The organism is Okibacterium fritillariae, from assembly GCF_052783725.1.
The window spans coordinates 1,211,172-1,236,562 of sequence record NZ_CP199917.1 but is presented as its reverse complement, the minus strand read 5'-3'; the positions used below and the strand labels follow the sequence as shown (position 1 = coordinate 1,236,562).

At 68.0% G+C, this 25,391-nt stretch carries 19 protein-coding genes and 1 tRNA gene; 7 read left to right on the top strand and 13 right to left on the bottom strand.

Translation table 11 applies throughout. The features are described from left to right. Positions 1-21 precede the first annotated feature (21 nt). The 3 genes from ACUWEX_RS05820 to ACUWEX_RS05810 all read right to left on the bottom strand — a co-directional run bounded on the left by ACUWEX_RS05820 (position 22) and on the right by ACUWEX_RS05810 (position 1,673). Positions 22-894 (bottom strand): carbon-nitrogen hydrolase family protein, encoded by an 873-nt coding sequence (locus ACUWEX_RS05820; RefSeq protein ID WP_445997396.1) that lies wholly within the window; start codon positions 892-894, stop codon positions 22-24. Positions 895-1,120: 226 nt separating this feature from the next. Then, positions 1,121-1,462: a DUF7882 family protein gene (locus tag ACUWEX_RS05815; protein WP_445997609.1), complete on the bottom strand. Its 342-nt coding sequence runs from the start codon at positions 1,460-1,462 to the stop codon at positions 1,121-1,123. 46 nt (positions 1,463-1,508) lie between these two features. Next, positions 1,509-1,673 carry a hypothetical protein gene (locus ACUWEX_RS05810; RefSeq protein WP_179100204.1) on the bottom strand — a complete coding sequence of 55 codons (165 nt, stop codon included), beginning with the start codon at positions 1,671-1,673 and terminating at the stop codon, positions 1,509-1,511. A gap of 209 nt (positions 1,674-1,882) precedes the next feature. Here ACUWEX_RS05810 and ACUWEX_RS05805 point away from each other — a divergent pair, with 209 nt between their 5' ends. Further along, positions 1,883-2,056: a CsbD family protein gene (locus ACUWEX_RS05805; protein WP_077053544.1), complete on the top strand. Its 174-nt coding sequence runs from the start codon at positions 1,883-1,885 to the stop codon at positions 2,054-2,056. A gap of 120 nt (positions 2,057-2,176) precedes the next feature. Here ACUWEX_RS05805 and ACUWEX_RS05800 read toward each other — a convergent pair whose 3' ends face one another. Beyond that, on the bottom strand, positions 2,177-2,815 hold the full coding sequence (locus ACUWEX_RS05800; protein WP_079727245.1) for a hypothetical protein: 639 nt from the start codon (positions 2,813-2,815) through the stop codon (positions 2,177-2,179). Positions 2,816-2,969: 154 nt separating this feature from the next. Here ACUWEX_RS05800 and ACUWEX_RS05795 point away from each other — a divergent pair, with 154 nt between their 5' ends. Then, a complete protein-coding gene (locus ACUWEX_RS05795; RefSeq protein WP_445997395.1) occupies positions 2,970-4,844 on the top strand; it encodes an alkaline phosphatase family protein in 1,875 nt (624 codons plus the stop codon). A gap of 95 nt (positions 4,845-4,939) precedes the next feature. On the opposite strand, the gene ACUWEX_RS05790 is transcribed toward ACUWEX_RS05795, so the two are convergent. From ACUWEX_RS05790 to ACUWEX_RS05775, 4 genes are all read right to left on the bottom strand, one after another. After that, positions 4,940-5,013: transfer RNA gene (locus tag ACUWEX_RS05790), tRNA-Met, on the bottom strand. 84 nt (positions 5,014-5,097) lie between these two features. Then, positions 5,098-6,030, bottom strand: a complete 933-nt coding sequence (locus ACUWEX_RS05785) for a class I SAM-dependent methyltransferase (protein WP_445997394.1) — start codon at positions 6,028-6,030, stop codon at positions 5,098-5,100. A 156-nt stretch (positions 6,031-6,186) separates the two neighbouring features. Beyond that, on the bottom strand, positions 6,187-9,147 hold the full coding sequence (locus tag ACUWEX_RS05780; protein ID WP_234990980.1) for a UPF0182 family membrane protein: 2,961 nt from the start codon (positions 9,145-9,147) through the stop codon (positions 6,187-6,189). 88 nt (positions 9,148-9,235) lie between these two features. Continuing rightward, entirely contained in the window at positions 9,236-10,384 is a 1,149-nt protein-coding gene (locus ACUWEX_RS05775; RefSeq protein ID WP_079727241.1) for a YlbL family protein, read from the bottom strand. Positions 10,385-10,581: 197 nt separating this feature from the next. Here ACUWEX_RS05775 and ACUWEX_RS05770 point away from each other — a divergent pair, with 197 nt between their 5' ends. Then, entirely contained in the window at positions 10,582-12,030 is a 1,449-nt protein-coding gene (locus tag ACUWEX_RS05770; RefSeq protein WP_445997393.1) for a zinc-dependent metalloprotease, read from the top strand. Positions 12,031-12,118: 88 nt separating this feature from the next. Continuing rightward, positions 12,119-13,000, top strand: coding sequence for a hypothetical protein (locus tag ACUWEX_RS05765; protein WP_445997392.1), 882 nt, complete (start codon positions 12,119-12,121; stop codon positions 12,998-13,000). On the opposite strand, the gene ACUWEX_RS05760 is transcribed toward ACUWEX_RS05765, so the two are convergent. Continuing rightward, positions 12,921-14,672 carry an ATP-dependent helicase gene (locus ACUWEX_RS05760; protein ID WP_445997391.1) on the bottom strand — a complete coding sequence of 584 codons (1,752 nt, stop codon included), beginning with the start codon at positions 14,670-14,672 and terminating at the stop codon, positions 12,921-12,923. The genes ACUWEX_RS05765 and ACUWEX_RS05760 overlap by 80 nt on opposite strands. Then, the gene (gene nudC, locus ACUWEX_RS05755) at positions 14,669-15,637 is read right to left on the bottom strand and encodes an NAD(+) diphosphatase (RefSeq protein WP_445997390.1); all 969 of its coding nucleotides are present in this window, start codon (positions 15,635-15,637) and stop codon (positions 14,669-14,671) included. The genes ACUWEX_RS05760 and nudC overlap by 4 nt, the downstream gene beginning before the upstream one ends. 64 nt (positions 15,638-15,701) lie before the next feature. Between nudC and ACUWEX_RS05750 the strand changes: the two genes are divergently transcribed. Then, positions 15,702-17,057 (top strand): phosphotransferase, encoded by a 1,356-nt coding sequence (locus ACUWEX_RS05750; protein ID WP_445997389.1) that lies wholly within the window; start codon positions 15,702-15,704, stop codon positions 17,055-17,057. Between the two features lie 22 nt (positions 17,058-17,079). On the opposite strand, the gene ACUWEX_RS05745 is transcribed toward ACUWEX_RS05750, so the two are convergent. Together ACUWEX_RS05745 and ACUWEX_RS05740 are read right to left on the bottom strand one after the other, a co-directional pair. Further along, a complete protein-coding gene (locus ACUWEX_RS05745; protein WP_445997388.1) occupies positions 17,080-20,346 on the bottom strand; it encodes a UvrD-helicase domain-containing protein in 3,267 nt (1,088 codons plus the stop codon). Further along, complete coding sequence (locus ACUWEX_RS05740) at positions 20,343-23,711, bottom strand: PD-(D/E)XK nuclease family protein (RefSeq protein ID WP_445997387.1); 3,369 nt, start codon at positions 23,709-23,711, stop codon at positions 20,343-20,345. The genes ACUWEX_RS05745 and ACUWEX_RS05740 overlap by 4 nt, the downstream gene beginning before the upstream one ends. Before the next feature lie 143 nt (positions 23,712-23,854). On the opposite strand from ACUWEX_RS05740, the gene ACUWEX_RS05735 reads away from it, so the two are divergent. Both ACUWEX_RS05735 and ACUWEX_RS05730 read left to right on the top strand, forming a co-directional pair. Beyond that, positions 23,855-24,079 (top strand): DUF3107 domain-containing protein, encoded by a 225-nt coding sequence (locus ACUWEX_RS05735; protein WP_077053555.1) that lies wholly within the window; start codon positions 23,855-23,857, stop codon positions 24,077-24,079. 5 nt (positions 24,080-24,084) lie between these two features. Then, on the top strand, positions 24,085-24,372 hold the full coding sequence (locus ACUWEX_RS05730) for a hypothetical protein (protein ID WP_445997386.1): 288 nt from the start codon (positions 24,085-24,087) through the stop codon (positions 24,370-24,372). A gap of 202 nt (positions 24,373-24,574) precedes the next feature. Here ACUWEX_RS05730 and ACUWEX_RS05725 read toward each other — a convergent pair whose 3' ends face one another. Next, positions 24,575-25,261, bottom strand: coding sequence for a ferritin-like fold-containing protein (locus tag ACUWEX_RS05725; protein ID WP_445997385.1), 687 nt, complete (start codon positions 25,259-25,261; stop codon positions 24,575-24,577). Positions 25,262-25,391: the final 130 nt, after the last annotated feature.

The following is a 25,391-nucleotide window of genomic DNA, read 5'->3' as shown; positions in this document are numbered from 1 at the left end:
CCACACCGCTGACCGCGGCACCTACTCCCCCGGCACGACCCGGTAGCGACGCAGCTCGAGAGCAGGGTTGCGGCCGCGAACGGCTTCGAGTTCCGGGCGATCCAGCGTCGCGTCGGTGACACCCGCGTCATCGCCCGCTTGGGCCAGCACGACGCCCGCCGGGTCGACGAGCACGCTCAGCCCGACACCGGTGGGACGCGGGTGGTCGGCAGCCACCACGAAAGCCGTGTTCTCGATCGCCCGAGCGCGCAGCAGCGTCATCCACTGATCTTCTTTGCCCGGCCCCGGCACCCACTCGGCCGGGACGACGAGAACATCGACCCCGGCATCGATGAGACGGCGCGACACCTCGGGAAAGCGGATGTCGTAACAGGTCTGCAGCCCGACGCGAAAAGGCCCGACGCCGAAGGTCTGGGGGGCATCGAGGACCCCGGGTTCGACCCAGTCCGACTCTCGCTGCCCGAAGGCGTCATAGAGGTGCTGCTTGCGGTAGGTCGCGACGATATCGCCCGACGGATCGACGGCGACGAGCGTGTTCGAGAACCGCGCGCCATCTTCCCGCGCTTCCACGAGTCCCACGACGACGTGCACGCCCGAGCGCGCGGCGGCGGCCCGGACATCCCGCAGGAAGGGGCCGTCGAGGTCCTGCGCGGCCGCCACCATGCGCCCGTCGACGGGGTTGGCGAAGAAGCTGGAGTACTCGGGGAAGATCACGAGCTGAATTCCGGATGCCGCGGCCTCGGCGATCTGGGCACTCACCGCATCGGCGTTCCGCGCGGCATCGGCCGTCGGAGCGAACTGCACGGCTCGCACGCGGATGCTGGCACCAGCCGAGTCGCCGGCACCGGATGAAGCAGCCTCGGATGTCGGTGTCACGCGCGCGCTCTCGGTCATGCGCCCAGCCTAGTGAGCGGCCCGCGTGCAACCAATGATGAGTCGGTCGCGCTTCCCGGGCGGCTATTGCCGCAGGCCCGGTCGGCGATCAGGACGGGGCCGGGCCTCAGGCAGAAGGCTTCGGGATAGACAAACGGGCGAAGCCTGAACGCCCCGGGGACGACAAACGGGCGAGGCCCGAAGGCCCCGCCCGTGTGAAAGCGTGTCTCGCTGCGAGGCGCCGGAACTAGTCCCTGCGCTTCACGCTGTTGTCGTTGGACTGCATGTTCGTCTCGCGCGCCCCCGGCTCGGGGACGATCTGCAAACCCTGGCCGCTGTTGGCAGAGGCGGTCAGCAGCTCGAGCCACTCGCGATTGATCGTGGGCTGGCGGCCTCCCGAGTACTTGAAGTACAGCGGGATGCTCGGCTCGACCCAGATGGCACTGCGGCCATCGCCCACGCTCGGGTCGTCGCGCCAGGTGAAGAAGAAACTCTCACCCCGGCGGAGCTTAGCCCCCATCACGAGTTGCACGTGCGTGAGAAGACGGTCATCGAATTCGATCTCTATGCCCGCATTCGCGTAGATCAACGAGCCCAACGGTCCTCCTAGCGTGATTCCCAGCTAGGACAGGATACTAGACGCTCTTCTTGCCGGTGATGAAGCGCAGGAGGAAGACGATGAGCGCGATGATGAGGAGCGCGAGGCCGACCCAGATCAGGAAGTTGAGCGACGACGTGACGCCACCCGTGATCAGAAGGATGACGGCGACGATGGCGATGATGATAACCAGCAGGTTCATGGGGTTCTCCCTAGTTCGGCGGATGATGCTGTAGTAAGAGCCTAACGAGGCGGCGCGACATCCGAGCCAACCTCACAACGCATATTCGCGCGCTCGCGCGAAACGCGCGTGTTGCACGGCGCGGAAGCCACTGCAACCCCCTTGATGGGCCACTGGGCGCAGTCGTAACGTCGATGACGTCCAGTTCCACAAAGCTAGGAGGCCTCACTATGAGCGCAGGAGACAAGATCGGTAACGCCGCAGAAAACCTCGTCGGCAAGGCGAAGGAAGCTGCCGGCAAGGCCACCGACAACGAACGACTCGAAGCTGAAGGACACACCGACCAGGCCAAGGCCAACGCCAAAAAGGTCGGCGAAGACGTCAAGGACACCTTCAAGAGCTAGAACGAAGGATGTTGCGTCTCTGACGCCCGAGGAGGTTCCGCAGTGCGGGGCCTCCTCTGTCCGTTAACGACCAGTGACAGAACCCGCGGAGTTCGGCGCCATACCGACCTCCGCGATGCGTCAGCGGTTGTTGCGCGTGCGACCGAGGGCGCCGACCCGCGCGTCGAGCAGACGCAACGCCGCGAGAGTGACGGCGTCCCCGAAATCCGCGCTCGTGCGGTTGAGGGTCCTCTCGGCCACATGGTCGCTCCCGTTCGGCGAGTGCAGGGCGAAATAGACGATGACGCCCGCCTGACTCTCGGGCGGAACCGTGTCGTTGATCACCTGGAGCACATCGGTCGTCGTGTCGCCGAACTCGGTGATCGAAACAGGGGCCGTGACCGTTCGCGGCTCGGACGCGACGGCCGCGGGCTCGTCAGCGCGGGCGACGACCACGGCGAGCGTGAGGTTGGCGCCCGTGACCCGAGCCGTGGCACGGGCCATCTCCTGGGCCAACTGGGCATCGGCCGGTCGATCGGCGTCGAGCTGCAGCACGCGCATCGACTCATGTCCGGGTCGAGCGACGATATTGCCCGCGAACCACGCGCCTGTGGTGTCGGACTTCGCCAACTCATCCGAGATCGCGCCGCCATCTTCGGGCTCGGTGACCGCGATGCTGACCCGGCAACCGCGCGCGCGCTCAGAGATCGAGGCGGCGAGGGCGGCAACGGTGCGCCTCGCACTGTCCCCGTGGCGGTCGGGCACGGTATCGGCGAGCATGTTCTCATTGTCGCGCGGTGTCCCCCGAACGGGTAGGGATTGACAGGGATGCTCAGCTTCGCATCGCCGGGGCGGGCGGGGTTTTGCCCATGTCCGAGCCGACCGGTCGGCCGTAAACTCGGTGCAGACACCGCCGAGCATGAGGGGGCGCGACATGGCGCGACGCAAGGACTCCGGGCAGCCCGGCGAGGGCGCGAACGACCGCCCGGCCAACCCGTCGCGGAGATCGTTCCTGCGCGGGGCCGGCATCGCCGCAGCATCCACGGCCGCAGCGGGGGCGGCCGTCGGTGTCGGGGCCGCCGCCGTGAACGGGGTGCCCGCGACATCCGACCCACGATCATCGGTGAACCGCCCCGCATCCACGCCCGCGCCGACCCTGCCCCCGCGGCCAGGTGGCCCCGGCTTCGACCACCTCGTCGTCGTCATGTTCGAGAACCGCTCGTTCGACAACATCTTCGGGTATCTCTACGACGACCAGACGCTGCCGGAAGGACAGAAGTTCGACGGCCTCCACGGCGGCGACCACGCGAACACGGCGCCCGACGGCACGCGGGTGCCCGCGCATCCGTATACGGGCTCGACCGACCAGATCATGTCGAGCCCTCAGCCCGACCCGGGTGAGGAATACCCGCACGTCAACACGCAGTTGTTCGGCACCGTTGCCCCCGAGAGCAACCGCTCCCTCAAAGCGCAGCGGATGACGAAGCCCTTCAACGCTCCCGCCGACACGTCGCGGCCCACCATGTCGGGGTTCGTCGACGACTACGTCAACAACTACCTGTCCGATCACCAGGGCGAGCTCCCCTCCCCCGACCAGTACGGCGTCGTCATGGGCTCGTTCACGCCCGACATGCTGCCCGTCTTCTCGACCCTGGCGCGCGAATTCGCCGTCTACGACAATTGGCACTGCGCCGTGCCCTCGCAGACGTTCTGCAACCGATCGTTCTTCCATGCCTCCACCTCGCACGGCTTCGTCACGAACCACGGGGATGGCGGCTACGGCAAGTGGCTGCGCGAGGAGAACGCCGCGCCCACGATCTTCAACCGTCTGGGCGAAGCGGCCCTCACGTGGCGCGTCTACTACGACCGCCGCCAGGTGGTCTCGATGACGGGGCTCATCCACGGCCGCGCGCTCGAACCGTTCTGGAAGAGCAACTTCCGCACCATGGAGCAGTTCTACCGCGACGTCGAGACCGGCAACCTGCCCGACTACGCCTTCATCGAACCGCGCATGGTCTACGACCACAACGATATGCATCCGCCGGTGGGGCCGTTCACCGAGACCGACTACGACGGCCGCGTCGTCACGGGCGGGGCGATATCGGATGTCCGGGCCGGCGAGCGTCTGCTGCACCAGGTCTACTCGGCCGTGCGTGCCAGCGCGAGCGAAACGGGCTCGAACGCCCTCAATACGCTGCTGCTCGCCACCTTCGACGAACACGGCGGAACCTACGATCATGTTCCGCCTCCCGCTGCGACGCCGCCCGGCGGCGGCAAAGATGGCGACGCAGATGGCGGCACAGATGGCGACACAGTCGACCGCAGCGGCAGCGAGCGGGAACGTCGCCGCCCGAACGAGATGGACTTCACGTTCGACCGCCTGGGCGTGCGTGTGCCCGCCGTCGCCATCTCGGCCTACACGAAGAAAGGCAGCGTGATCAACGACCTCATGCATCACGGCTCGGTCATCAGCACGCTCGCGGGCGCGCACGGCCTCGAGCCGCTGACCGCGCGGGATGCCGGGGCGCCCACGTTGCAGAACGCCGTCATGCTCGAGGAGCCGCGCCAGGTGACGGACTGGCCACAGACGCACCCGCAATACGTTCCCGCCAATCCCGAGGCCGATCTGCCCGACGACTCGCCGTTCCCCTTCGGTCAGGAGGAACGGCCCCTCAGCGCGCCCGGTGTGGGTCTCGTCGGGATGCTGACCGCTCGGTTCGCGCCGGGCGAGAAGATTCCCGAAACGTACGCCGAGGCGCGCGCGACGCTCGACCGCCACGGGCGCGCCCTGTTCGGCACGACCGACTAGACGCGAGCGTTTCGGCGGCACCGGATGAGAAGACGCCGGGGCAAAGAAAAAGGCCCGGAATCCGGTGAAACTCACCGTGATTCCGGGCCTATCTGTTGCGGGGGCAGGATTTGAACCTACGACCTCTGGGTTATGAGCCCAGCGAGCTACCGAACTGCTCCACCCCGCGGCACAAGAATTGACTCTAGCACGGATATTGGAGCGCCGCCAATCCTGGGCGGTTCGGCATCCGAATTCGGGGGTGAATTCTGCCTCAGTTCTCGCGGCCGCTGCCCGGACGCGTCTGCCCCACCATGGGCTTCACGGCCGTGAGCGAGTGCGCGAGCGGCAGCCACCGGGTGTCGTCGGGCCAGCCGTACATGCCGTCGCCCTGCGCCTGCAGCCCCGGGTAAGCCTGCCACGGGACCTGGTAGTGCTCCTCATAGTGGTCGAGACGCAGCGTGGCGCCCGTGATGGCCTTCCAGAGGGCCGAAACGGGGTGCGACCACTCCCAGGTTCGCCCGTGCTCGATGCGGGCCTCCTGGTCGGCATAGTCGGACGGGTCGTCGATCACGAACGGCTCGGTCGCCCCATAGGGGTAGGCGAACCGGGGGAACCCGTTCTCGAGCCCCTCGAAAACGCCCGACACGGGATGTCCGTCGGCGAAGTAGAACAGCGCCCCGGGTTTGAGGAACCACTCGATGATGCTCGCCCACTCGGTGAGGTTGGGCAGCCACGTGATAGTGCCCCAGCTCGTGAAGACCAGGTCGAACGAGTCGGGTTCGGGCAGGGCGTGCCGCAGGTCGTAGACATCGGTGACGATGAAGCGTGCGCGGTCGGCGAGGCCGAGCTCGGCGGCCAGCTTGCGCGCCTCCTTGATGGCGGGGCGCGAGAAGTCGATGCCCACCACCTCGGCGCCGGCTTGGGCCAGCCGCAGCGTATCGGCCCCGAAGTGGCACTGCAGGTGCAGCACGCGCAAACCCGTGAGGTCGAACGTTCCGTCCTCTCCCCCGGGGAAGAGCTGCGCGAGTTCGGATTCCTCGATGGGCGTCAGCCGGCCGCGGCCCGCGCGGAGGGCTGTCAGATCGTAGAAGTCGCTGTCGAGGTGAACGGGAACGCGGTCATCCCAGTTGGCGCGGTTGTCGTCGAGCCAGGATGACGCGCCATCCTGTTGATCATGCTCGTGCTCGTCTGTGGTGTGTGACATCTGGCGGTTCCCTTCTTCGACGGTGCGAAGCCTCGGTGCGAGCCGGTGGTGGCCGGCCGTGTAGTGCGTGGTGCGTTAACGCACACGCACCGCCCCCAATGTACAAGCGGGGCGGTGCGGATGCGCGGGGTGTTTCACCGAGTGCGACTCGTGGTATTACTTGCCGCCGGTGAGCTCCAGCGCGCGGGCCACGGCCTCGGCGAGCTTGGCGTCAGCGGCGCCATAGGCGGTGAAGTCGCCCTTCGCGAGTGCGGCCTGCTTGTCGGCGATGGCCTGCTTGGCCTCGTTCAAGGCCTGCTGCAGCTGGGCGTCGGTGGCGGGATCACCCGTCGTGACACCCGTGCCACCGTCGGTGCCGGTGTCGGTGCCCGTATCCGTTCCGCCGTCGGTGCCCGTGTTCGGGTCGACGCTGGGCGTCTCGGGCGCGACGGTCGAGTCCGTGCCGGTATCACCGGCCTGCGCCCCCGAGTCTCCGCCGAAGAGCACGTCGAGTGCCTCGTCGAGCGTGTTCTCGAACGCGATCTGGTCACCGAAGGCGACGAGCACCTTCTGCAACAGCGGGTAGGCCGTCTCGGCCGTGGACTGCACGTAGACCGGTTGCACGTAGAGCAGACCGCCACCGACCGGCACCGTGAGCAGGTTGCCGTTGATGACCTTGGTCTGACCCTGCTTCAACAGGTTGATGGCCGACGAGACGCTCGGGTCGGAGTTGAAGTTGTTCTGCACCTGGCCGGGGCCGGGCACCGTGTCTTCCTTCGGCAACGTCAGCAGCCTGAGCTTGCCGTAGTCGTCGCCCTTCACACCCTTCTCGGCTCCCGCATCGGCGTCGGCCGCGAGGTAGCCCGTGAGGATCGAGCGCGAGGAGTCGCTCGTGCCTCGAGGGATGAACGAGGAGTACAGCGAGAACGCCGGAGCGTCTTGGCCGGGCATCTGCATCGTCAGGTAGTACGGCGGCTGCAGCGTGGTGTCGTTGGCCGTGGCCTGCGGGTCGGCCGGTGTGGCCCACGCGTCGGACCGCGAGTAGAACGGGCCGGCGTCGGTCACGTGGTACTGGCCGAGGATCTGGCGCTGCACCTTGAACAGGTCGGCCGGGTAACGCACGTGGCTCATCAGGTCTCCGGACATCTCGGAGATCGGCTTCACCGTGGACGGGTAGATCTTCTGCCAGGTGGCGAGCACCGGGTCTTTGTCGTCCCACGCGTAGAGCGTGACCTTACCGCTGTAGGCGTCGACCGTGGCCTTGACCGAGTTGCGGATGTAGTTGATGTTGTCGAGCGCGTACTGCTGCGTCTGCGTGGCCGAGTCGGCGATGGCGTTCGACAGCGACTGCGTCTTGGCGTAGGGGAAGTTCGCCGAGGTGGTGTAGCCGTCGACGATCCAGACGACCTTGCCGTCGACGACCGACGGGTAGGGGTCGGAGTCGAGCGTCAGGTAGGGAGCCGCCTTCTGCACGCGGTCCTTCGGGTTGCGGTCATAGAGAATCTGCGACTGGTTGTTCACGGCATCCGAGAGGAAGATCTGCTCGGACTGGAACTTGAGCGCGTAGATGAGCTTCTTGAACGCGTTGTCGAGCTTGGGGCCGCCGTCGCCGTCGAACGTGTTGTACGTCTCCTGCGCGTCGTCGGTGGCCGACGGGTAGTCGAGCTCGACCGGTTTGGTGGATGCCGGCGAACCGACGATCGAGTACTCGGGCGATTTCTCGCCGAAGTAGATGCGCGGCTGGAAGTCGCCCAGCTCACCCGAGGTGGGCACGCCCGACTCGAGGAACACGGGGAAACCGTCCGACGAGCGCTGGTTGCCGTAGGCGGCGACGAGGCCGTAGCCGTGCGTGTAGACGACCGTGTTGTTGTACCAGCTCTGGGCGTCTTCGAGGCCGGACTGGCTGAGCTCGCGCACGGCCACCACGGCATCTTGGGTCTTGCCGTCGATCGTGTAACGGTCGACGTCGAGCGCCTTGTTGAACTGGTAGTAGTTCTTGAACTGCTCGAGCTGCGAGACCGTCGGGCTGACGACCGCGGGGTCGATGATGCGGATGTTCGCGGTGGTCTCGGCGTCGGCGCGCAGGGCGCCGGGCTCGGCATCGGTCGTGGCGTTGTAGGGGATCTCTTCGACCGTGTCGACGCCGTAGGCCTCACGCGTGAGGTCGATGTTGCGCTGGATGTAGGGCGTCTCGAGCACACGCGCGTTCGGGTCGACCTGGAAGCGCTGCACGACCCACGGGTAGGCGGTGCCGATGAGCAGGCCCGAGATGAGCAGCAGCACGAGGCCGACGACGGGGAAGCGCCAGCGGCCGATGAAGGCCGTGACGAAGAAGAGCAGGGCGACGAGGATGGCGATGCCGGCCAGGATGATGCGGCCCGGGATCGTGGCGTTGACGTCGGTGTAGCTGGCACCCGTGATCAGGTCACCGGTCTGCGTGAGCGTGACGTACTGGTCGAGCCAGATGCTGACGGCCTGCAGGAGCAGGTAGACGCCCGCGAGGATGGCGATCTGGATGCGGGCGCTCTTCGAGATGCGCAACTCGCGACCGGCCACCCGGATGGAACCGTAGAGGTAGCTGACGGCCACGGTGGCGAGAACGGCGAGCAGGATGACGGCCGAGGCGAACGCGACGACGCCGCGGTAGAACGGCAGCTCGAACAGGTAGAACGAGGTGTCGAGGCCGAACTGCGGGTCGGTGGTGCCCGACGGCGTGCGGTTGAACCACATGAGCACGACCTGCCAGCGCGTGGCGGTGGCGAAGCCGGCGAAGAGGCCCAGGATGACCGGGATTCCCCAGGTGGCGAGGCGACGCAGCGGCTCGACGAGCTCCTGGTAGCGGTCGAGCTGGCTCGAGAGCTTGGCATACACCGGGCGCAGGCGGTAAGCCAGCTGGATCGAGATCCAGACGGGGACGGCCATGGCGATGAAACCCACCAGGAACATGCCCAGGGTGGCGAGCCATCCGGTGGTCAGGACGGTTGCGTAACCGAGCTGGTCATACCAGAGGAAGTCGGTGTATAAACCGGAGAAGATGAAGAAGGCGACCACGAGCGCGCCGACCACCGCGAGGGTGATGGCGAGGGGTGCTCGGGAGCGCTTCGGTTGGGTCGGCTGTGCTGCTGTCGTGGATGTCACGGTGTCGGCCTCTTTGCTGTCGGGGTCACCGAATCAGTCTACGTTCCGATCCTGGGAAGAGAGCCGCGCTCAGGGCGAACAGCCGAGGCTACTCGGTCGGGGCCGCTGCCGCCGTTTCACACGTCGGCAGGGCGTCGAGATCGCCCTTCTCGCGCACCGCATCGAGCACGGCCATCGAATCCTTGAGCGTCGAGACACTGAAGACGCGGATGCCGTCGGGCACATGTCCGACGACCTCGTCGCAATTGGCCGAGGGCGCCAGGAAGATCGTCGCGCCGTCGTCGCGCGCCGCGAACAGCTTCTGCCGGATGCCGCCGATGGCGCCGACCTCACCCGATTCGGTGATAGTGCCGGTGCCCGCGACATCCGCACCGCCGTTGAGCTCGCCCGGGGTGAGCTTGTCGATGATGCCGAGTGCGAACATCATGCCGGCACTCGGGCCGCCCACGTTGTCGAGCTGGATGGTGACATCGATCGGGAAATCGTAGACCATGCGCGTGCCGATGCCGATGACCGTCTGCGTGTCGCCCGCGGCATCCTTCTGCTCGATGGGCGTCACCTCGACCGTCATCGGGACTCCCCCGCGCACGATGTCGATGGAGGCCGCCTTGTCGGCGCCGTTGGCCGAGATGGCCGTGCGCACGGACTCGAGGTCGTCGACCGTCTCGCCGTTGACCGACACGAGATCGTCATCGACCTTCAACACGTTCTCGGCGGGCGAGCCCGTGGCGACCGAACCGACGGCCAGATGTTGGGGATAGGTGTAGCCGAGCTCGGAGAGGGCCGCAGCCACCGCATCCTGCTGCGAGTCGACCATGAGCGTGGCGTTCTGTTCGGAACGCTGTTCAGTGGTGACGCCGGGCGGGTAGACGGCCTCGAGGGGCACGACGGCGCGGCTCGGGTCGAACCACGACATGGCCACCTCGAACCAGCTCGGGCGCTGATCGGGCGTGCCGTTGACCTGCACCGTGAGCATGTCGAGGCTGCCGGCCGTGTCGTAGGTCTCGGCGCCCTGGATGTCGATCATGGGCACGTCTTTTTTGTCGTGCTGCACGGTGCCCAGGGTGTTGAAAACGGGGCCCGGCTGCTCGATCACCCACGGGCTCGGCCAGAGGGCCAGAACGCCCAAGAGGACGAAAGCGATGGCGAGCGACAGCCACCCCGCACTGCGGCGCCGCGACTGCGCGCTCCTCGCCGGGGAAACGGGGGAAGCGGGCTGGTCGTCGAAGAGCGTCACAGCGAGCAATCCTAGATGACGGCCCGATGGCCACCCCGGGAAACAGCCGTACGGCCGGATGTCGGCACACCCGTTGCCGACGCCCGACCTGTTCGCGGCGGGCGGACAGTGAGAGCGCCCATCCCACGGTCTGCACGCGGCGGCACGGGTTAACGTTGAGAACAGAGCAAACGTTGCCCTGCGGAAAGGTGGCCATCGTGTCAGACGACGAGTCCAAGAAGCCCGAAGACGAATTTCAGGAGATGCTTCGCGAACTCCTGTCCGGCAACGGGGCGATCGACCCCAGCCAGCTCGCGGGAGCCGCCGGACTGCCCAACGACCCGGCCGCGCTGCAGGCCCTCATCGGCCAGCTGCAGAACGCCATGCAGGCCACTCCGGGCGGCGGCATCAACTGGCAGACCGCCACCGATCAGGCCATCGCCATCGCGTCGGAGGGCAGCGTCGCAACGACCCCCGCCGAGCGCAACGCCCTCGAGCAGGCCTTCCACGTGGCCGCCCTGTGGCTCGACGAGGCGACCGTCGTGACGGCCCTCGCGCAGGAGCCCATCCTCATGACGCGCGCGCAGTGGGCCAAAGACACGATGCCCGTCTGGGCACAGATGGCCGAACCCGTGGCCACGAGCATCTCCGATGCGCTCACGCGGGTCATGACCGATCAGGCGCCCGAAGAGATGCGTTCGATGATGGCGGGCGCGAGCCAGATGATGCGCAACATCGGTGGTGCCCTCTTCGCCATGCAGCTCGGTCAGGTCGTGGGTCAGCTGTCGCGCGAGGTCGTCTCGGGTGGCGATATCGGCATTCCCCTGCTCGATGAGAACCGCGCGGCGCTCGTGCCGCAGAACGTCGCGTCGTTCGGCGAGGGTCTCGACCTCGGCGACGACCAGGTGCAGCTCTATCTCGCCGTGCGCGAATTGGCGCATGCACGCTTGTTCCGTCACGCCCGGTGGCTGCGGCTCGACCTGATCTCCTCGATCACGGAATTCGCCCGCGGCATCACGATCGACACCGAGCGTCTCGAAGATCTGGCGGAAGGCTTCGACCCGTCGAACCCCGAGGAACTTCGCCAGGCGATGGTCGATGGCTCACTCATCCCGCCGAAGAGCGAAGCGCAGCTGGCCACACTGGCGCGCCTTGAAACGACCCTCGCGCTCATCGAGGGGTGGGTGGATGTCGTAACCGCTCAAGCGACGACGCGGCTGCCGAAGGCCGACTCCGTGGCCGAGATGGTCCGCCGCCGCCGGGCGACCGGTGGGCCCGCCGAATCGGCGTTCGCCACACTGGTCGGGCTCGAGCTGCGGCCTCGCCGATTGCGCGAGGCCGCGGCGTTCTGGCAGAAGGTCAGTGACGCCGTGGGCACAGAGGCGCGAGACGCCCTGTGGGCGCATCCCGATCTCATCCCCTCGGGCAAGGACATCGACGATCCGTCGGCGCTGATCGCGCGGCTCGAGGCCGAGGCGCGCGGCGAGACCCCCGAACCCGATGAGTTCGATGCGGCACTCGAGCAGTTGTTGCAACAGGAAGATTCGCGGGAAGAAGATGCCGCTGCATCGGGTTCCGCATCGGCGTCCACGTCTGATGCAGAGCCGGATGCCGAGGGCGATTCCGATTCCGGTGAGGGACGTCGGGACGACCCGCCGCGCGTCTGATCGTGGCCCGGCGGCCCGGTCGAAACCGGTGAAAACAAAACCTGTGGATAACCGTCCGGGGGGATGATGATCGCGGCAGGCTGGGATCATGATCCTTCGAATCGATCCCCGTCATGTGATGGTGTGGACCTCGCCGCGCACCGTGCGATTCGGCATCGACCGCGCCGTTCTCACGCTCTCGGTCGACGCGGTGCGCGAGCGGTTACTGGCCGCCCTCCAGGCCGGCTGCACATATCGCGCCCTGTGTCGCATCGGGCGCATCGAGCCCGTCCCCGACCGCGAGGGCATCGATGAGGCGGCTGTCGAGCGGTTCGTTCGAGAGCTCCATCCGGTGCTGCTGGCGCCCGGCGCCCGCGAGCCGTTGGTGGCCTCAGACGGGCGATCGGGCGTCGCGGCCGAGCCCGTTCCAGCGCCCGTGCACGTCGTGCAGTGCACGACCTCGGGCTCGCAACAGACCGACGAGGCGGCACCGGCGCGCGCGATCGCCGAATTGTTGCGCGTGACCGGCCGACCCGTCCTGGCGGGGCGCGGGCTCCCTCCGTCGGCGGGAGAGACTCCGGCCTTCGCGGTTCTGCTCGCCGCGTGGAGCGTGCCGCCCGCAGCATTTCAGCGCTACACGAGCGACGGCGTGCCCCACCTGCCGATCGTGTTCGGCGACGAATCCGTGCGCGTCGGGCCCCTCGTTCGGCCGGGAACGAGTGCCTGCATGCGATGCCTGCACCTGGAGCGGCGTGACCACGACCCGGCGTGGCCCGTCATCGCCTCGCAGCTGGCCGGCATCCGCGCCCCTCAAGAGGGAGGCGCGCTCGCCTTCGATGCGGCGGGGCGGGCGGCCCGCGCGGCTCGCACCTGGCTCGACGAGGGCCGCGACCTGCTGCGCGGCGGGTCTGTCAGCCTGCAGCGGCGGGCGCGGAGCGAAAAGTGGATCTGGCACCGGCCGCACGCGGAATGCGGGTGCCGATCTCCGTGAGAAACCGTGAACGCTCGCGAGGCTGCGTCGAGCGGATGCCGCGTTCCGACCAGGAGAGGAACAACCTGCGGCGCGCCCGCGTGATGCCGACGTAGAGCAGACGACGCTCCTCGTCGATGGCCTCGAAGCCGCTGGCATAGCTGATCGGCACGAGGCCCTCCGACACACCGATGAGGAACACGGTGTCCCACTCGAGACCCTTCGCTGAATGCAACGTGGCGAGGGTGACGGCCGAGACGTTCGGTTCGTGCTGGCCCGCCTGACGTTCGAGGAGCTCATCCGAGAATTGGCGCAGAGTCGTTCCCGGGGCCGCCTGGTCGACGAGCCCCATGATGGCGTTGAGCGACTCCCAACGGTCGCGCACGGCGCCGGCGGCCTCGGGCGCGTGGTGCGACCATCCGAGGGAGCTGAGCACATCGCTGACCGACTTGAAGAGCGGCTCGCCCGTGATCGAGACGGATGCGCCGCGCAACGCCATGAGCGCCTGACGCACCTCCGGCAGATCGAAGAACCGCTTCGAGCCGCGCATCTTGGTCGACACTCCCACGTCGGCGAGCGCCGTCTCGATGGCGGCCGCCTGCACATTCACGCGATACAGAATCGCGATGTCCTCGGGTTTCGTGCCGCCCTCGATCGCCTCGAGCACCTGGGCGGCCACCGTGCGCGCCTCGGCATAATCGCTCGTGAAACCGGTGACGGTCGGCTCGATGGCACCCGCGCCGTCGTGCACGGCGTGCAGCGTGAGCGCACCGGCCCGACCGCGCATGAGCCGGTTGGCCGTGTCGACGACCTGCGGCGTCGAACGATAATTCTGCTCGAGCCTCACCACCGTGGCATCCGGGTGTTTGTGGCCGAAGTTCAAGAGGTAATCGCTCGACGCTCCCGCGAACGAGTAGATGGTCTGACTCGCGTCGCCGACCACACACAGATCGCGGCGATCGCCGAGCCACAGGTCGAGCAGCTGCTGCTGCAGCGGCGAGACGTCCTGATACTCATCGACGACGAAGAACCGGTACTGCTCGCGCACCTGCATGGCCACCGAGGGTTCCGACTCGATCATGCCGGCGCAGGCCAGGAGGACGTCCTCGAAATCGAGTTGGCGCCGCTCATCCTTGAGGGCCTCGTAGCCTGCCTGCAGGTCGAGCACCTTCTCGCGGTCGAGACGATCGGGAATCGGACGGTGCTTGGCGCCGTACTGCTCGATGCTGAGGCCCGACACCTTGCGCCATTCGATCTCGGCCGCGACATCCCTCAGGGTGGCCGTGTCGAGCTTCAGCGCCAATTTCTCGGCCGCGTGACCCAGCAAGCGTGCCTTGTTGTCGAGCAGGGCCGGAACCTGCCCGCCCACGACCTGCGGCCAGAAGAAGTTCAACTGGCTGAGCGCCGCGGCGTGGAACGTGCGGGCCGCAACCTGGCCGGCGCCCAGCTGCCGCAGACGCGTGCGCAGCTCGGCGGCCGCGCGGTTGGTGAAGGTGAGGGCCATGACCCGGTTGCCGGCATAGGTGCCCGTGGCGACGCCATACGCGATGCGATGCGTGATGGCACGGGTCTTGCCCGTTCCCGCCCCCGCGAGCACACAGACCGGACCCCGCAGAGCTTCGGCGGCGACGCGCTGATCGTCGTCGAGCCCGGCCAGCAGAGCCTGCGGTTCGGTCGGATCGATCGCGGTCATCGGGCGACGGGGTAGGGGTCTTCGGTTCGGTCGTCCAGTGTGGGGCCGCCGTCAGCGGCGAGCCACGCCTCGATGAGGGCGCGCGCGATCGACGTGCGGCCGGGCAGCAGGAGGCCGGAGTTCTGGTCGCGCAATTGGTCGCGCGTGAACCAGCGCAGGTCGAGGATCTCTTCGCCGTCCGGGCGGAGGGCCGCGGGATCGGTGCCGGAGGCGACGCGCGCCTCGAAACCGACCATGAGCGAGCGCGGGAACGGCCACGGCTGCGAACCGAGGTAGCGCGGATCGGTCACCGTGATACCCGACTCCTCCTCGACCTCGCGGATGACGGCCTGCTCGAACGATTCGCCCGCCTCGACGAAACCCGCGAGCAGCGAGTAACGATTGTTCTCCCAGAGGGCGTTCGAGCCGAGGAGCAGGCGGTCGGCGTCGTCGAGGACGAGCACGATGACAGCCGGGTCGGTGCGCGGGAAGAGTTCGTGACCGTTGTCGCAGCGCCGCGCCCACCCCGAGTGATCGTTGCGGGTGTCGGCACCGCATTTGGGGCAGAAGGCGTAGCCCGCGTGCCAGTTGACGAGGGCCATCGATTCGGTGAGCAGATCGGCGTCGCGCGCCGACAGGGCGTCGCCCGATGCGCGGAGGTCAAGCCACTCGGCGCCCTCCCGCTCGGGGGCGTCATCGGGTTCGACGGCCAGGAGAACGGTCGTTCCGGCGGGCGCGTCGGCGGCGTCCTGCAGCGTGTGGCCGAGGTATCCCAGCAGCTGATCGGTGTCGATGTCCGTGCCGGCCACGAGTCGCAGAGATGTGCCGCTCGCCAGGGCGCGACGCGAGCGGATGACGACGACGCGCGTCTCGGGCTCTGCGGCCATGTCGGCCAGGGCGTTCTCGGGCAGGCGCGCCGCATAGTTGCGGTTGATGCCGGTTCGAGAGAGCGGGAGATCGGTGAGGGACCGAAGAAGAGAACTCATGCACAACCAATCATCCGGGCGTGGCGGGAGGGCCGCCGACCGTTGCTCGACCTAACCTAGATCCATGGCCAGATCCCCTCTCACTCTAGCCGCGTTGGCAACAGCGGCGGTGCCGGACCTCGTGGTGACGGGCAGCGGTCCGCTCGGGCACGGCGCCGACGGCAACTACGACTCCGCACTGTTGCGCACGGACGACGATCGCGACGTGGTGGTGCGGGTTGCCGCCCACCAGCAGGCGCAGACGGAACAGTCCATCGAGCTTCTCGCTCTGCAGGCGATGACGGCGGGCATCCGCAGCCGCCTGCCCTTCGAGGTTCCCCAGGTGCTGGGTCAGACGCAGGCCTCCGGTGTGCGCGCGGTCGTGTATGACTTCCTTCCCGGCTACAGCGTCGCGGTCGACAAGATTCCCGCGGGTGACGGCGTGGCCACGTCGATGGGGGCGGCGTTGGCTGCCATCCATTCATTGCCTGGCGGGTTCGTGGCCGAGGTCGGGTTGCCGCATCTGTCGGCCGCCGAGGCCCGCGACGAGGCGCGCAATGTGATCGAGCGCGCTGCCTCGACGCGACTCCTGCCGGCGGCGGTGCGCACGCGCTGGTCGCAGGCGATCGACGACGACGATCTGTGGCAGTTCCAGCCGACCGTCGTCAATGGCAGCATCGATGCGGGTTCGTTCCTGTTCACCGACTACGAGGTCGGACCGGTCGTGTCCGGTGTCGTGGGCTGGGGTTCCCTCATGGTGGGCGACCCCGCGCGCGATCTGCACTGGTTGTCGGCGGCGGGCGAAGCGGGCGAGAGTGTCTTGGCCGCTTACCGCGCCAGCACGACACGTCATGCCGACGGTCACCTGCGCCAACGGTCGCTGCTGCACGCCGAGCTCGAGCTCGCCCGCTGGCTGTTGCACGGCGTCGACACGCACGATGAGGATGTCGTCGAGGAGGCCGTGGCGCTGCTCGACGGCCTGGTCGAGCACGTTCTGAACGATTCGATGAACCCGTTGTCGCACGACACGGGTGAGGTTCTCTCGCAGGAGGATGTGGAGGAGCTGCTGTCGCGCACTCCCCCGGCCGCGTCGTCGGGGAATCAGGGTTTCTCATTGGAGACCGACAGCTACGAGAACTTCGATCTGGATGCGCTCGAGCACGGCGATGGGCGCGGCTCGAGCCGCCGTTCTGACGACGAGTCGACCCCGGACGGATCCGGTTCAGCGGGCTCGGACGCCGACGGCGCCCAGGCGCGTTCCGACGATCGAGACGGTGACTCCGCCGACCCCTTCGCCGGCGATGACGATGACGACGAATCGTCGGACTCTTCTCGTGCCGAGCGTGACGCTCGGACGCTCCTCGCCTCGCGCGATCACACCGAGACGGGCCCCATCGAGACCGTGCGAAACGACGGCCGCGACGCGGACTCCGACCGTTAGGTCCGCAATACGGCTCCGGCCGCTAGGCCCGTGACACGGCTTCGACCCAGCGCCTCACGAGTTCCTCTTCGGAGTACAGCGTGCGCGGCCTGATGACGGTGTCTTCGGCGACGTAGTAGAACACCGCGTCGATGTCCTCGGCGGGGATGTCCTTCCAGCGGGCGTAGGCGACGCGGTAGAGGGCGAGCTGGTACTGCCGCTCCTCGAGTTCGTCGTCGCCGCGCGGGCTGCGGCCCGTCTTCCAGTCGACGATCTGGTAGCGACCGTCCATTTCGTACACGGCATCGAGCTTGCAGATCAGAACCTGCCCGCCCAGTGTGACGTCGATCTCGATCTCGACGTCGACAGGCTTCTTCTCGGCCCATTCGGATGCCTCGAAGGTCGCTTGCAGGGCGCGCAACGCCTCGAGCTCGGCCCCTTCGACGGGGTACTGCGTGGCGGTCAGGTCGTCACCGTCGAGTTCGAGCAGCGAGGCGTCGAGCACGTCTCCCGTTCCGGTCATGCCGGAGCGCTGCTCCACCCACGAGTGGAAGAGGGTGCCGAGACGCGTCTGTCGGTAGGGCTTCTCGGGGAGGGGCCGCCGGAGGCGCGTGGCCACCTCGGCCGGGTCGCTGACGAAGTCCTTGAATCGGGACGCGGGCACGCGCGCGGGCAGGGCGACGCGCTGGTCGCCGGTTCGTCGATCCTCGCGCTCGGCGAGGAGCAAAGCGATGTCGGCATCCCACCGGGTGGCTCGCCCGGGGTCGGCCTCGCGCACGGCGCGCGCTGCCTGGGTGACCCGATCTCGACGGGGCCCGAGCGGATCGAGCGGCCAGTCGACGCGGTGCTGAATGCCGGCGAGCGGGTTCTCGTCGAGTTCACTCTGCGCCGGCAGCCGGTCGCTCGTCGTGCCGCGGAGCCGTTCGAGCGCCTCTTCGGTCTCGCGCAGGTAGGTGCTGGCCTCGCGCGGCTTGCTTTGGGTCGCCCAGAACGACCCTCCGAGGTGCAGCGCATCCCGCGCTCGCGTGATCGCCACGTAGGCGAGCCGTCGCTGCTCCTCCGAGTTGCGCTGCTCGAGTTCCTCGCCGAACCGCGTATAGGCCTCGTCGAATTCGAGGTGCGTCTCGGCGCTGCGCCACTGCAGTTCGGGCAGCACGTCGCGGTCTCCGCGGAAGTCGAACGGCAACTCGCCGAAGGCGGTCCACCCGCGTTTGCTGCGCAGCTTTCCTGGCATCTCGTCGGCGACGAGCCGCGGAACGGCCACGCTGTCCCATTCGAGGCCCTTCGACCCATGGATGGTGAGGATCTGAACCGTTCCCGGCTCGGGTTCGTCACTGCGGGGCGCGAGTTTTTCCCGCTTCTCGGCCTCGTCGAGCCACGCGAGGAACGGCCCGAGCGTGCCGGACTCGTCGACGGCGAGGTAGGACTCGACCTGTTCCACGAACGCGTCGAGGCTCGCCTGGCCGAGGGTCGCGCTCTCGTTGGCGGCGATCTCGATATCGAGCAGCAGTTCTTGCACGACGAGGGAGACGAGGTCGAGCAGGTCGAGGCCCCCACGGCGGCGGATGCTGGCCAGTTGGGTGGCAGCCGCCCGCATGCGGCGTCGCCCCTCAGGGGTGATGCCGGCGAGGGCGCGGTGCGTGTCGGGGGCTTCGATGAGGAAGTCGATCGCTTCGACGAGGGAGCGGGCGTCATCGGGGTTGGTCGATTGGCGGAGGGCTTCGCGGGTGCTGTCATCGAGCAGCGCGTATCCCGTGTCGCGATCGCTCAGCCAGGCCGCGAGCCGGTTGAGGGCCGCGATGTCGCGCGGCCCGATCTGCCAGCGGGCGCCCGTGAGGAGCCGGATCAATTCGGAACCGGCGGTCGGATCGTGCAGCACCCGCAGGGCCGCGACGAGATCGACGATGACGGGCTGCTCGAGCAGTCCAGCGAGCCCGAGCACGTGATAGGGCACGTCGGCGGCATCGAGCGCATCCGTGAACGGGGCGATGTTCTTGACCGAACGGCACAGCATGGCGGCCGTTCGCTGTTTTCCGGAGGCGGTCGGTCGGCGCAGTTCGCGGTGGAACCACTCGGCCACCTCCCGCGCCTCGTCGTCGATGGTCTCGGTGAACGAGAGGTCGACCCGGCCGTCGGCCGCGGCCGGGCTGGCGCGCAACTCGGAGACGGGAACGGTTGGCAGCACGGGCAGGCGGCCTGCGACAGCGTTCGCGGCCGCGAGGATCTCGTGGGCGTTGCGCCAGCTGGTCGACAGCGAGTAGGTGGCGGAGGGGCTCGCGGGAGCGAAGTCGGCGAGAAAACGGGCGAGGTTCGAGGCGCTCGCACCGCGCCATCCGTAGATGGATTGGTTGGGGTCGCCCACCGCCATGACGGGGTGATCGGCGAAGAGGCCCGAGAGCAGATCGGTCTGCACGACCGAGGTGTCTTGGTATTCGTCGAGGATGACGACACGGAAACGTGAGCGGTAGTCGTCCCGCGCCCGCGGCACGCGTCGGCAGATCTCGAGGGCCAGCGCGACCTGGTCACTGAACTCCACGAAACCGCGGCGGCGCTTCTCGCGGGCAAATTCGTCGGCCAGCGAGAGCAGCACGGGCAAGGCGCTGAGGTCGCGCACGGTGTCGACGACCGTCTTCGAGGGTGTGCGTTTGCGCGACCCCCACGGCATCTCTTCGAGTTGCACGACGCGCTCGACCATGCGCAGGATGTCGTCGCCGCGGTCGGCCGCGTCGTTGTCGCTGAGTGAGCGGCTGAGCCAGACGACGGCCGACGTGATCTGGTCGATGCTCTTGTCGAGGGCCACGAGACGGTCGTCGTCGCTGCGGATGATGATGTCGCGCGCGAGTCGCCAGGCCGAAGCATCCGTGATGACGGTCGATTCGGGTTCGCGGCCGATGGAACGCCCGTACTCCCGGAAGATGCCGCTGGCAAAAGCGTTGTAGGTGGACACGGTCGGCGCCTCGAGGATGTCTCGGCTGCCCGTCTCGATCACGCGCCCGAGTTGTTCGATGCGCGTGAGGATGCGTTCTTGCAGCTCGCCCGCGGCCTTGCGCGTGAAGGTGAGCCCGAGGATCTGCGGCACCTCGACCAGCCGGTTGGCGAGCAGCCACACGATGCGGTTGGCCATGGTCTCGGTCTTGCCGCTCCCCGCTCCGGCGACCACCATGGCGGGTTGCAGCGGCGCCTCGATCACGAGGATCTGTTCGTCGGTGGGCCGCGGCAGTTCGAGCATCTCGGCGATCTCGACGGCCGAGTAGGAGCGGGGGCCGGTCTCGGCGGGCTCGCCGGCGCGATCATCGATCAATGTGTTCACGCCGACACCGCCCCGACGAGGTGGATGCGGTAGACGAATCCGGCTTTCGGGTCGCGCTCGTCGAGATCGCTGACACCCGGGAAGACGGCCGCGGCCATGCCGTGCCCGGCCCCGAGCACGCGCGTCTCGAATCCGGCCAGCTCCTCGTCGGTCAACGGCTTCTGCGTGAGCAGGCGGTAGGACTTGCCGCGCACGCCCTTCGAGACATACAGCAGCGCTCCCCCGGCCGAGACCTCGGTGCCTTCGACTCCGGGGATCGCGCCCCGACGTCCTGCGAGCTGGTATCCACCGAGCTGGGCGTTCTGATCGACGCTCGGCTGGCTGGGGGCATTCCGCCCGGTCTTCAGGTCGACGATGACGATTTCTCCTTCGGCTGTGCGTTCGACGCGGTCGATCTTGCCGCTCAAGGTGACCTGATCGATGGTCACCTCGAAAGCTCCCTCGGCGTTGACGAGAGTCGCCCCGCTCCGCAGGAAATCGGTGAGGTATTCGGAGAGCCCGTTCACGAGCGTGTCCACCGCGCGCCGCTGGCGTTCGGCGATCCAGGGGGCCTCGAACGTCAGCTCCGACCAGCGGTCGTCGACGTGCTCCCACAGCTTCTCGGGCGTGACATCGGAGGGTTCTCGGGCGTCGGCTGTGTTCTCGAGCGCCCCGTGCACGATCGTGCCGACGTTCGCGGCGATCCCCGACGGCATAGCGGCCATCTTGTCGATGAACCAGGCCAGCGGCGACTTCTCGAAGGTCTCCATCTGCGACGGCGACACCCGCACGCGCGCCTCGGCGTCGCTGAGGTCGATGAGCGGTTCGGTCGTCGTCGGCTCACCCAGCCCGTACCACTCGTCCGGCAAGGCCCCGGGGACTCCCGCGGCCGCCAACCGGGCGAGCGCCGCTGCAGCGTCAGCCGGAGCGTCGGCAGCGCCAGCGTCAACATCGGCTCCGGCATCGCGACCCGCATCAGCACCGGCATCAGCACCGGCAATCGCAGACACATCGCTCGTCTCGTTGCCGGCAGGCGCAACGACCTCTCGCCGCAGGTGCCCCACCATTCCGCGCAACGTCAGCGGATGTTCGGCGGCACCCGTCTCGACCGGCGGCACGCTCGGGAACCGCAGGAAGGGTGACGGATGCTCATCTTCACTGTCGACGGCGGCCAACACGACGAGGCTGCGAGCGCGCGACACGGCAAGTTCGAACAGCCGCAGTTCGTCGGACAGCACCGATGCCCGGGCATCGAGCTCTTCGACGGGCAGACCGGCGACACGCTGCGTGAACTCCTGCGGGTAGAGCAGCGTCCCGCGCACGCGGGGATTCGGCCAGACGCCGTCCTGCATACCGGCCACGACCACCACGTCGACCTCGGCCCCGACGACGGTGTTGGGTGTGCCCAGCCACACGGCCTCGCCCGCCGATGTGGGCGTCAGGCTGTCTTCGCGAATCGTCGCACTGCGCGCCTCGACGATGAAGTTGGATGCGGGAGCCCCCGGCGCCCGCTCGACGAAACGCTTCGCCGCCGTGAACAGGGCCATCACGCCGTCGAGCTGACGGTTGGCCTCGTCGGCGGCCAACCCGTGACCGAGGGCGGCGGATGCCCACGGCCCCGCGAGACCGCTGCGATCCCAGAGGTGCCACAGCACTTCTTCGATGCTGCCGCCGTCGGCGGCCAGTCGCGTCGCCTCGGCGAGCGTCGTCGCGAATCGGTGGGCGCGGCGGGCCGGCGTCGAGTCCACGCTCGCGAAGCCCACCCCGGTGAGCAGCGCCTCGTAGAGCAGCTGCGTGCCCTGCTTCGCGCCACCCCCCGCCAGCTCTTCGTGCCGCAAGGCCAGCCGCAGCCGACGGAGCGCCATACGGTCGAGCCCCGACAGTGGCCCCGTCAGCAGGTCGACGGCGGATGCTTCGGTGAGGGGCTCGGCACCGACCGCGACGGCGGCGGCCGTGAGGAGATGTCCGGCGGCGTGATGATCTTGCACGGCGCGCGAGCCGACCGAGCCTCGCGTGGGCACATCCGACAGCGCGAGCGAGCGCTCGATCGGAGCCAGGAGCGAACCCGACCTCACCACGACGGCCATCTTCGACCAGGGGACGCCGTGCAGCAGGTGTTGTTCGCGCAGCACGCGCCCGATGCGACGGTGCAGGCGTGCGGGCGTGTTCTCGCACACGAAGCGGATGCTCGAACCTTCGCCGGCATCCGCACCGGCACCGGCATCGGCATCGGCATCGGCATCGGCATCGGCATCGGCATCGGCCGAACCGTCTCCGCGACCCGCCGGATCGTCGGTTTCGGCAACAACCGCGGCTTTTCGGTGCTCGACAACACCGGAGGCCCCGATGCGTTGCGAGATCTCAGTGACGAGCCCGCGCACCTCGTCACCGTGTCGATGAACGGTGTCGAGGGTGATCGTCTGGGCCTCGACGCCCAGACGCCTCCCGAACTCGGCGAGCGCCAACGGGTCGGAGCCGCGGAACGTGGCCGCCGCGACATCCGGATCGCCGAACCCGACGACGGTGACGCCGCGCCCGGCGAGCGCCCGCAGGAACTCGAGGGTGGCGGCACCGTGCTCTTGCACGTCGTCGACGAGGAGGAGCTCGAGGGCGCCGAGCGGCGCACCGTCGGCGATGGAGCGCGTGGCTTCGGAGATCAGCTCGGCCGAGTCGAGGTAGGGGGATGGAAACCTGTCGATGACCGTCTCGTAGTCGACCATGAAGTCGGCGGTGGCCACCCATTCGGCACGGTCGTATCGCTCGCCCGCCGTGCGCAGGTCGCCCGGCCGCAGACCGGCCTCGGTGACGCGCATCATGAGTTCGCGCAGCTCGGTGCGGAAACCCGCGAGGGCCCGCACTTCGGCGTCGATCTGCTCGGGCCAGAGCGGCCCTCCCTCGATGCCGGCAGCACCCGCGAGCAACTCGCTGATGATGCTGTCTTGTTCGGCTCCCGTCAGCAAGCGTGGGGCGGGCTCGTCGCGCAACGTGGCCTGGGCCTGCACGACGCTGAACGCGACCGAGGTCACGGTGCGCGCGAGGGGGCCGTTGGTGGGTCGGTCGACGCGCAACGCCAGCCGATCGCGCAACCGGTTGGCCGCGACGCGACTGGGCGCGAGAACAAGAAGCGCACTCGGGTCGAGGCCCAGCCGGTGCACGCGGTCGACGGCGAACTGCACGAGCGTCGTCGTCTTGCCGCTGCCGGGGGCACCGATGACGATGGCGGAATCGCGGAGACCCAGCTCGAGCACCCGGCGCTGCGACGCGTCGAGCTGGGGCTCGCCATTCGCACCGAGCCGGGGCTCGCCATTCGCACCAAGCTGGGGCTCGCCACCCACCGCACCCGCACGTTCCCCCGCCACCACGGGCGCAAATCCTCGTATTGCCACGTCTGCAACGCTATCGCCCGCCACCGACATCGCCGGGGTGCCGCTCGGCCGTCCGCGTGTTCGCTGTCGGCGAGTGCCGCGGGTGCATCCCGCCCCCGGTGGTGCCGTAATCTGGGCACGTAGGCAATCGAAAGGCTCATCCTGTGGAAATCCGTATCGGTATCACCAACAGCCCCCGCGAAATCAGCTTCGAGACGACGCAGTCCGCGTCTGACGTGCAGGATGTCATCGCCCAGGCTCTCGAAGCCGGCAAGGCGTTCTTCTCCCTGACCGACAGCAAGGGCAAGGTCTACCTCGTCCCCACTGTCAACCTCGGCTATGTCGAGATCGGTTCAGAAGAGTCGCGCCGCATCGGCTTCGTCGGCTAGTCGTCATGGAACTCCTCTTCGTCGTGCTCGGCGGCCTCATCGTCGGCCTCATCGCCCGATACTCGTTGCCCCGGCGCAGCACCCACGGTGAAGCGCTCATTCCAGCGGTCGCGGCAATCGTCGCTGCCGTCGTCTGGGTCGCTCTCACGTGGGCCGGCTGGCCGTGGGATGGCGGATGGATCTGGGCGGTGTCGCTCGTCGCATCCGGCATCGTCGCGGTCGCCGTCGACATCCTGGTCGGCCGCCGTCGCGAAGAAGGCGACCGCCGCATGCTCGTCGAACTCGGCGGATAGCACCTCGCAGAGACACCAGAGATCGGCCCGTCAGCGCTCAGCGCGGCGGGCCGATCGTCGTCTCTCGCTCAGCAGTGAATGCCGCGCAGCGACCGCCAGCACCGTCGCGGCACACGCGTGAACCGATCCAAGCGGTCAGACCCTCAGCGGTCAGGCCCGGAGCGGTCAGGCCCTCAGCGGTCAGACTCAAAACGGTCAGACCCTAAGCGGTCAGGCCCAGGGCATCCATTCGGCGCGTGTGCGTAGCTATGAGCTCGGTGAAGACGGGCTCGACGCGCGCCTCTTCAGTGGCCGAGCCGGGGTTGATGCGCAGGGCGTGGTGCGCCAGCAGGAGCGTGTCGCCCACGAGGCGCCGGCCCCACATGGCGAGGAAATCGGCACGCTTCGGGTCGACGTCGATCGCGTCGGTGAGCAGGGCGACGAGGCCGTTGGCCCCCGAATCGCTGCCCAGCAGGCTGGCGATGCGTGGCCCGACATCGGACGGCAGCCCGTCGGTCAGCCCGATATAGAGGTCGTCGAGAAAACCCTGCGTGATGTACACCGACAACAGCGCCTCGTTCTTGGTCGCGCCCGCGGTGGACACGAGGAACTCGTCGACGGCGGGCGCGAACGGCGCCATGGCCTCGTCGGGCTTCTTCTCGCGACGCACGATCTCCGACACGATGCCCTCGTGTTTGGCGAGCGCGAAACCGGCGGCCTGGGCGATGATCTGTTTTGCAGCCAGATCGGATGTCGTCACGCTCAGCTCGCTCAGCACCTGGAAGAACCCGAGCTGCACGTAGGCGGCCTGACCGAGGTAGCTGTCCACGTCGGGCGTGAGGTCGGAGAAGTCGACTTTCTCGAAGCCCGTCGGGCGACGGCGAGCGGACGAGCGTGACTGCTCTATCACTCCGCGACGACGCCGTACCCAGGAAACCACGGGTCCAGCTTAGATGCTCCGCTAGGGTGAGAGTGTCCCGGCGACGGATCGGGACCCTACGCCCGAAGTGACTGTGACAGGCGTAGACCTACACATTCAA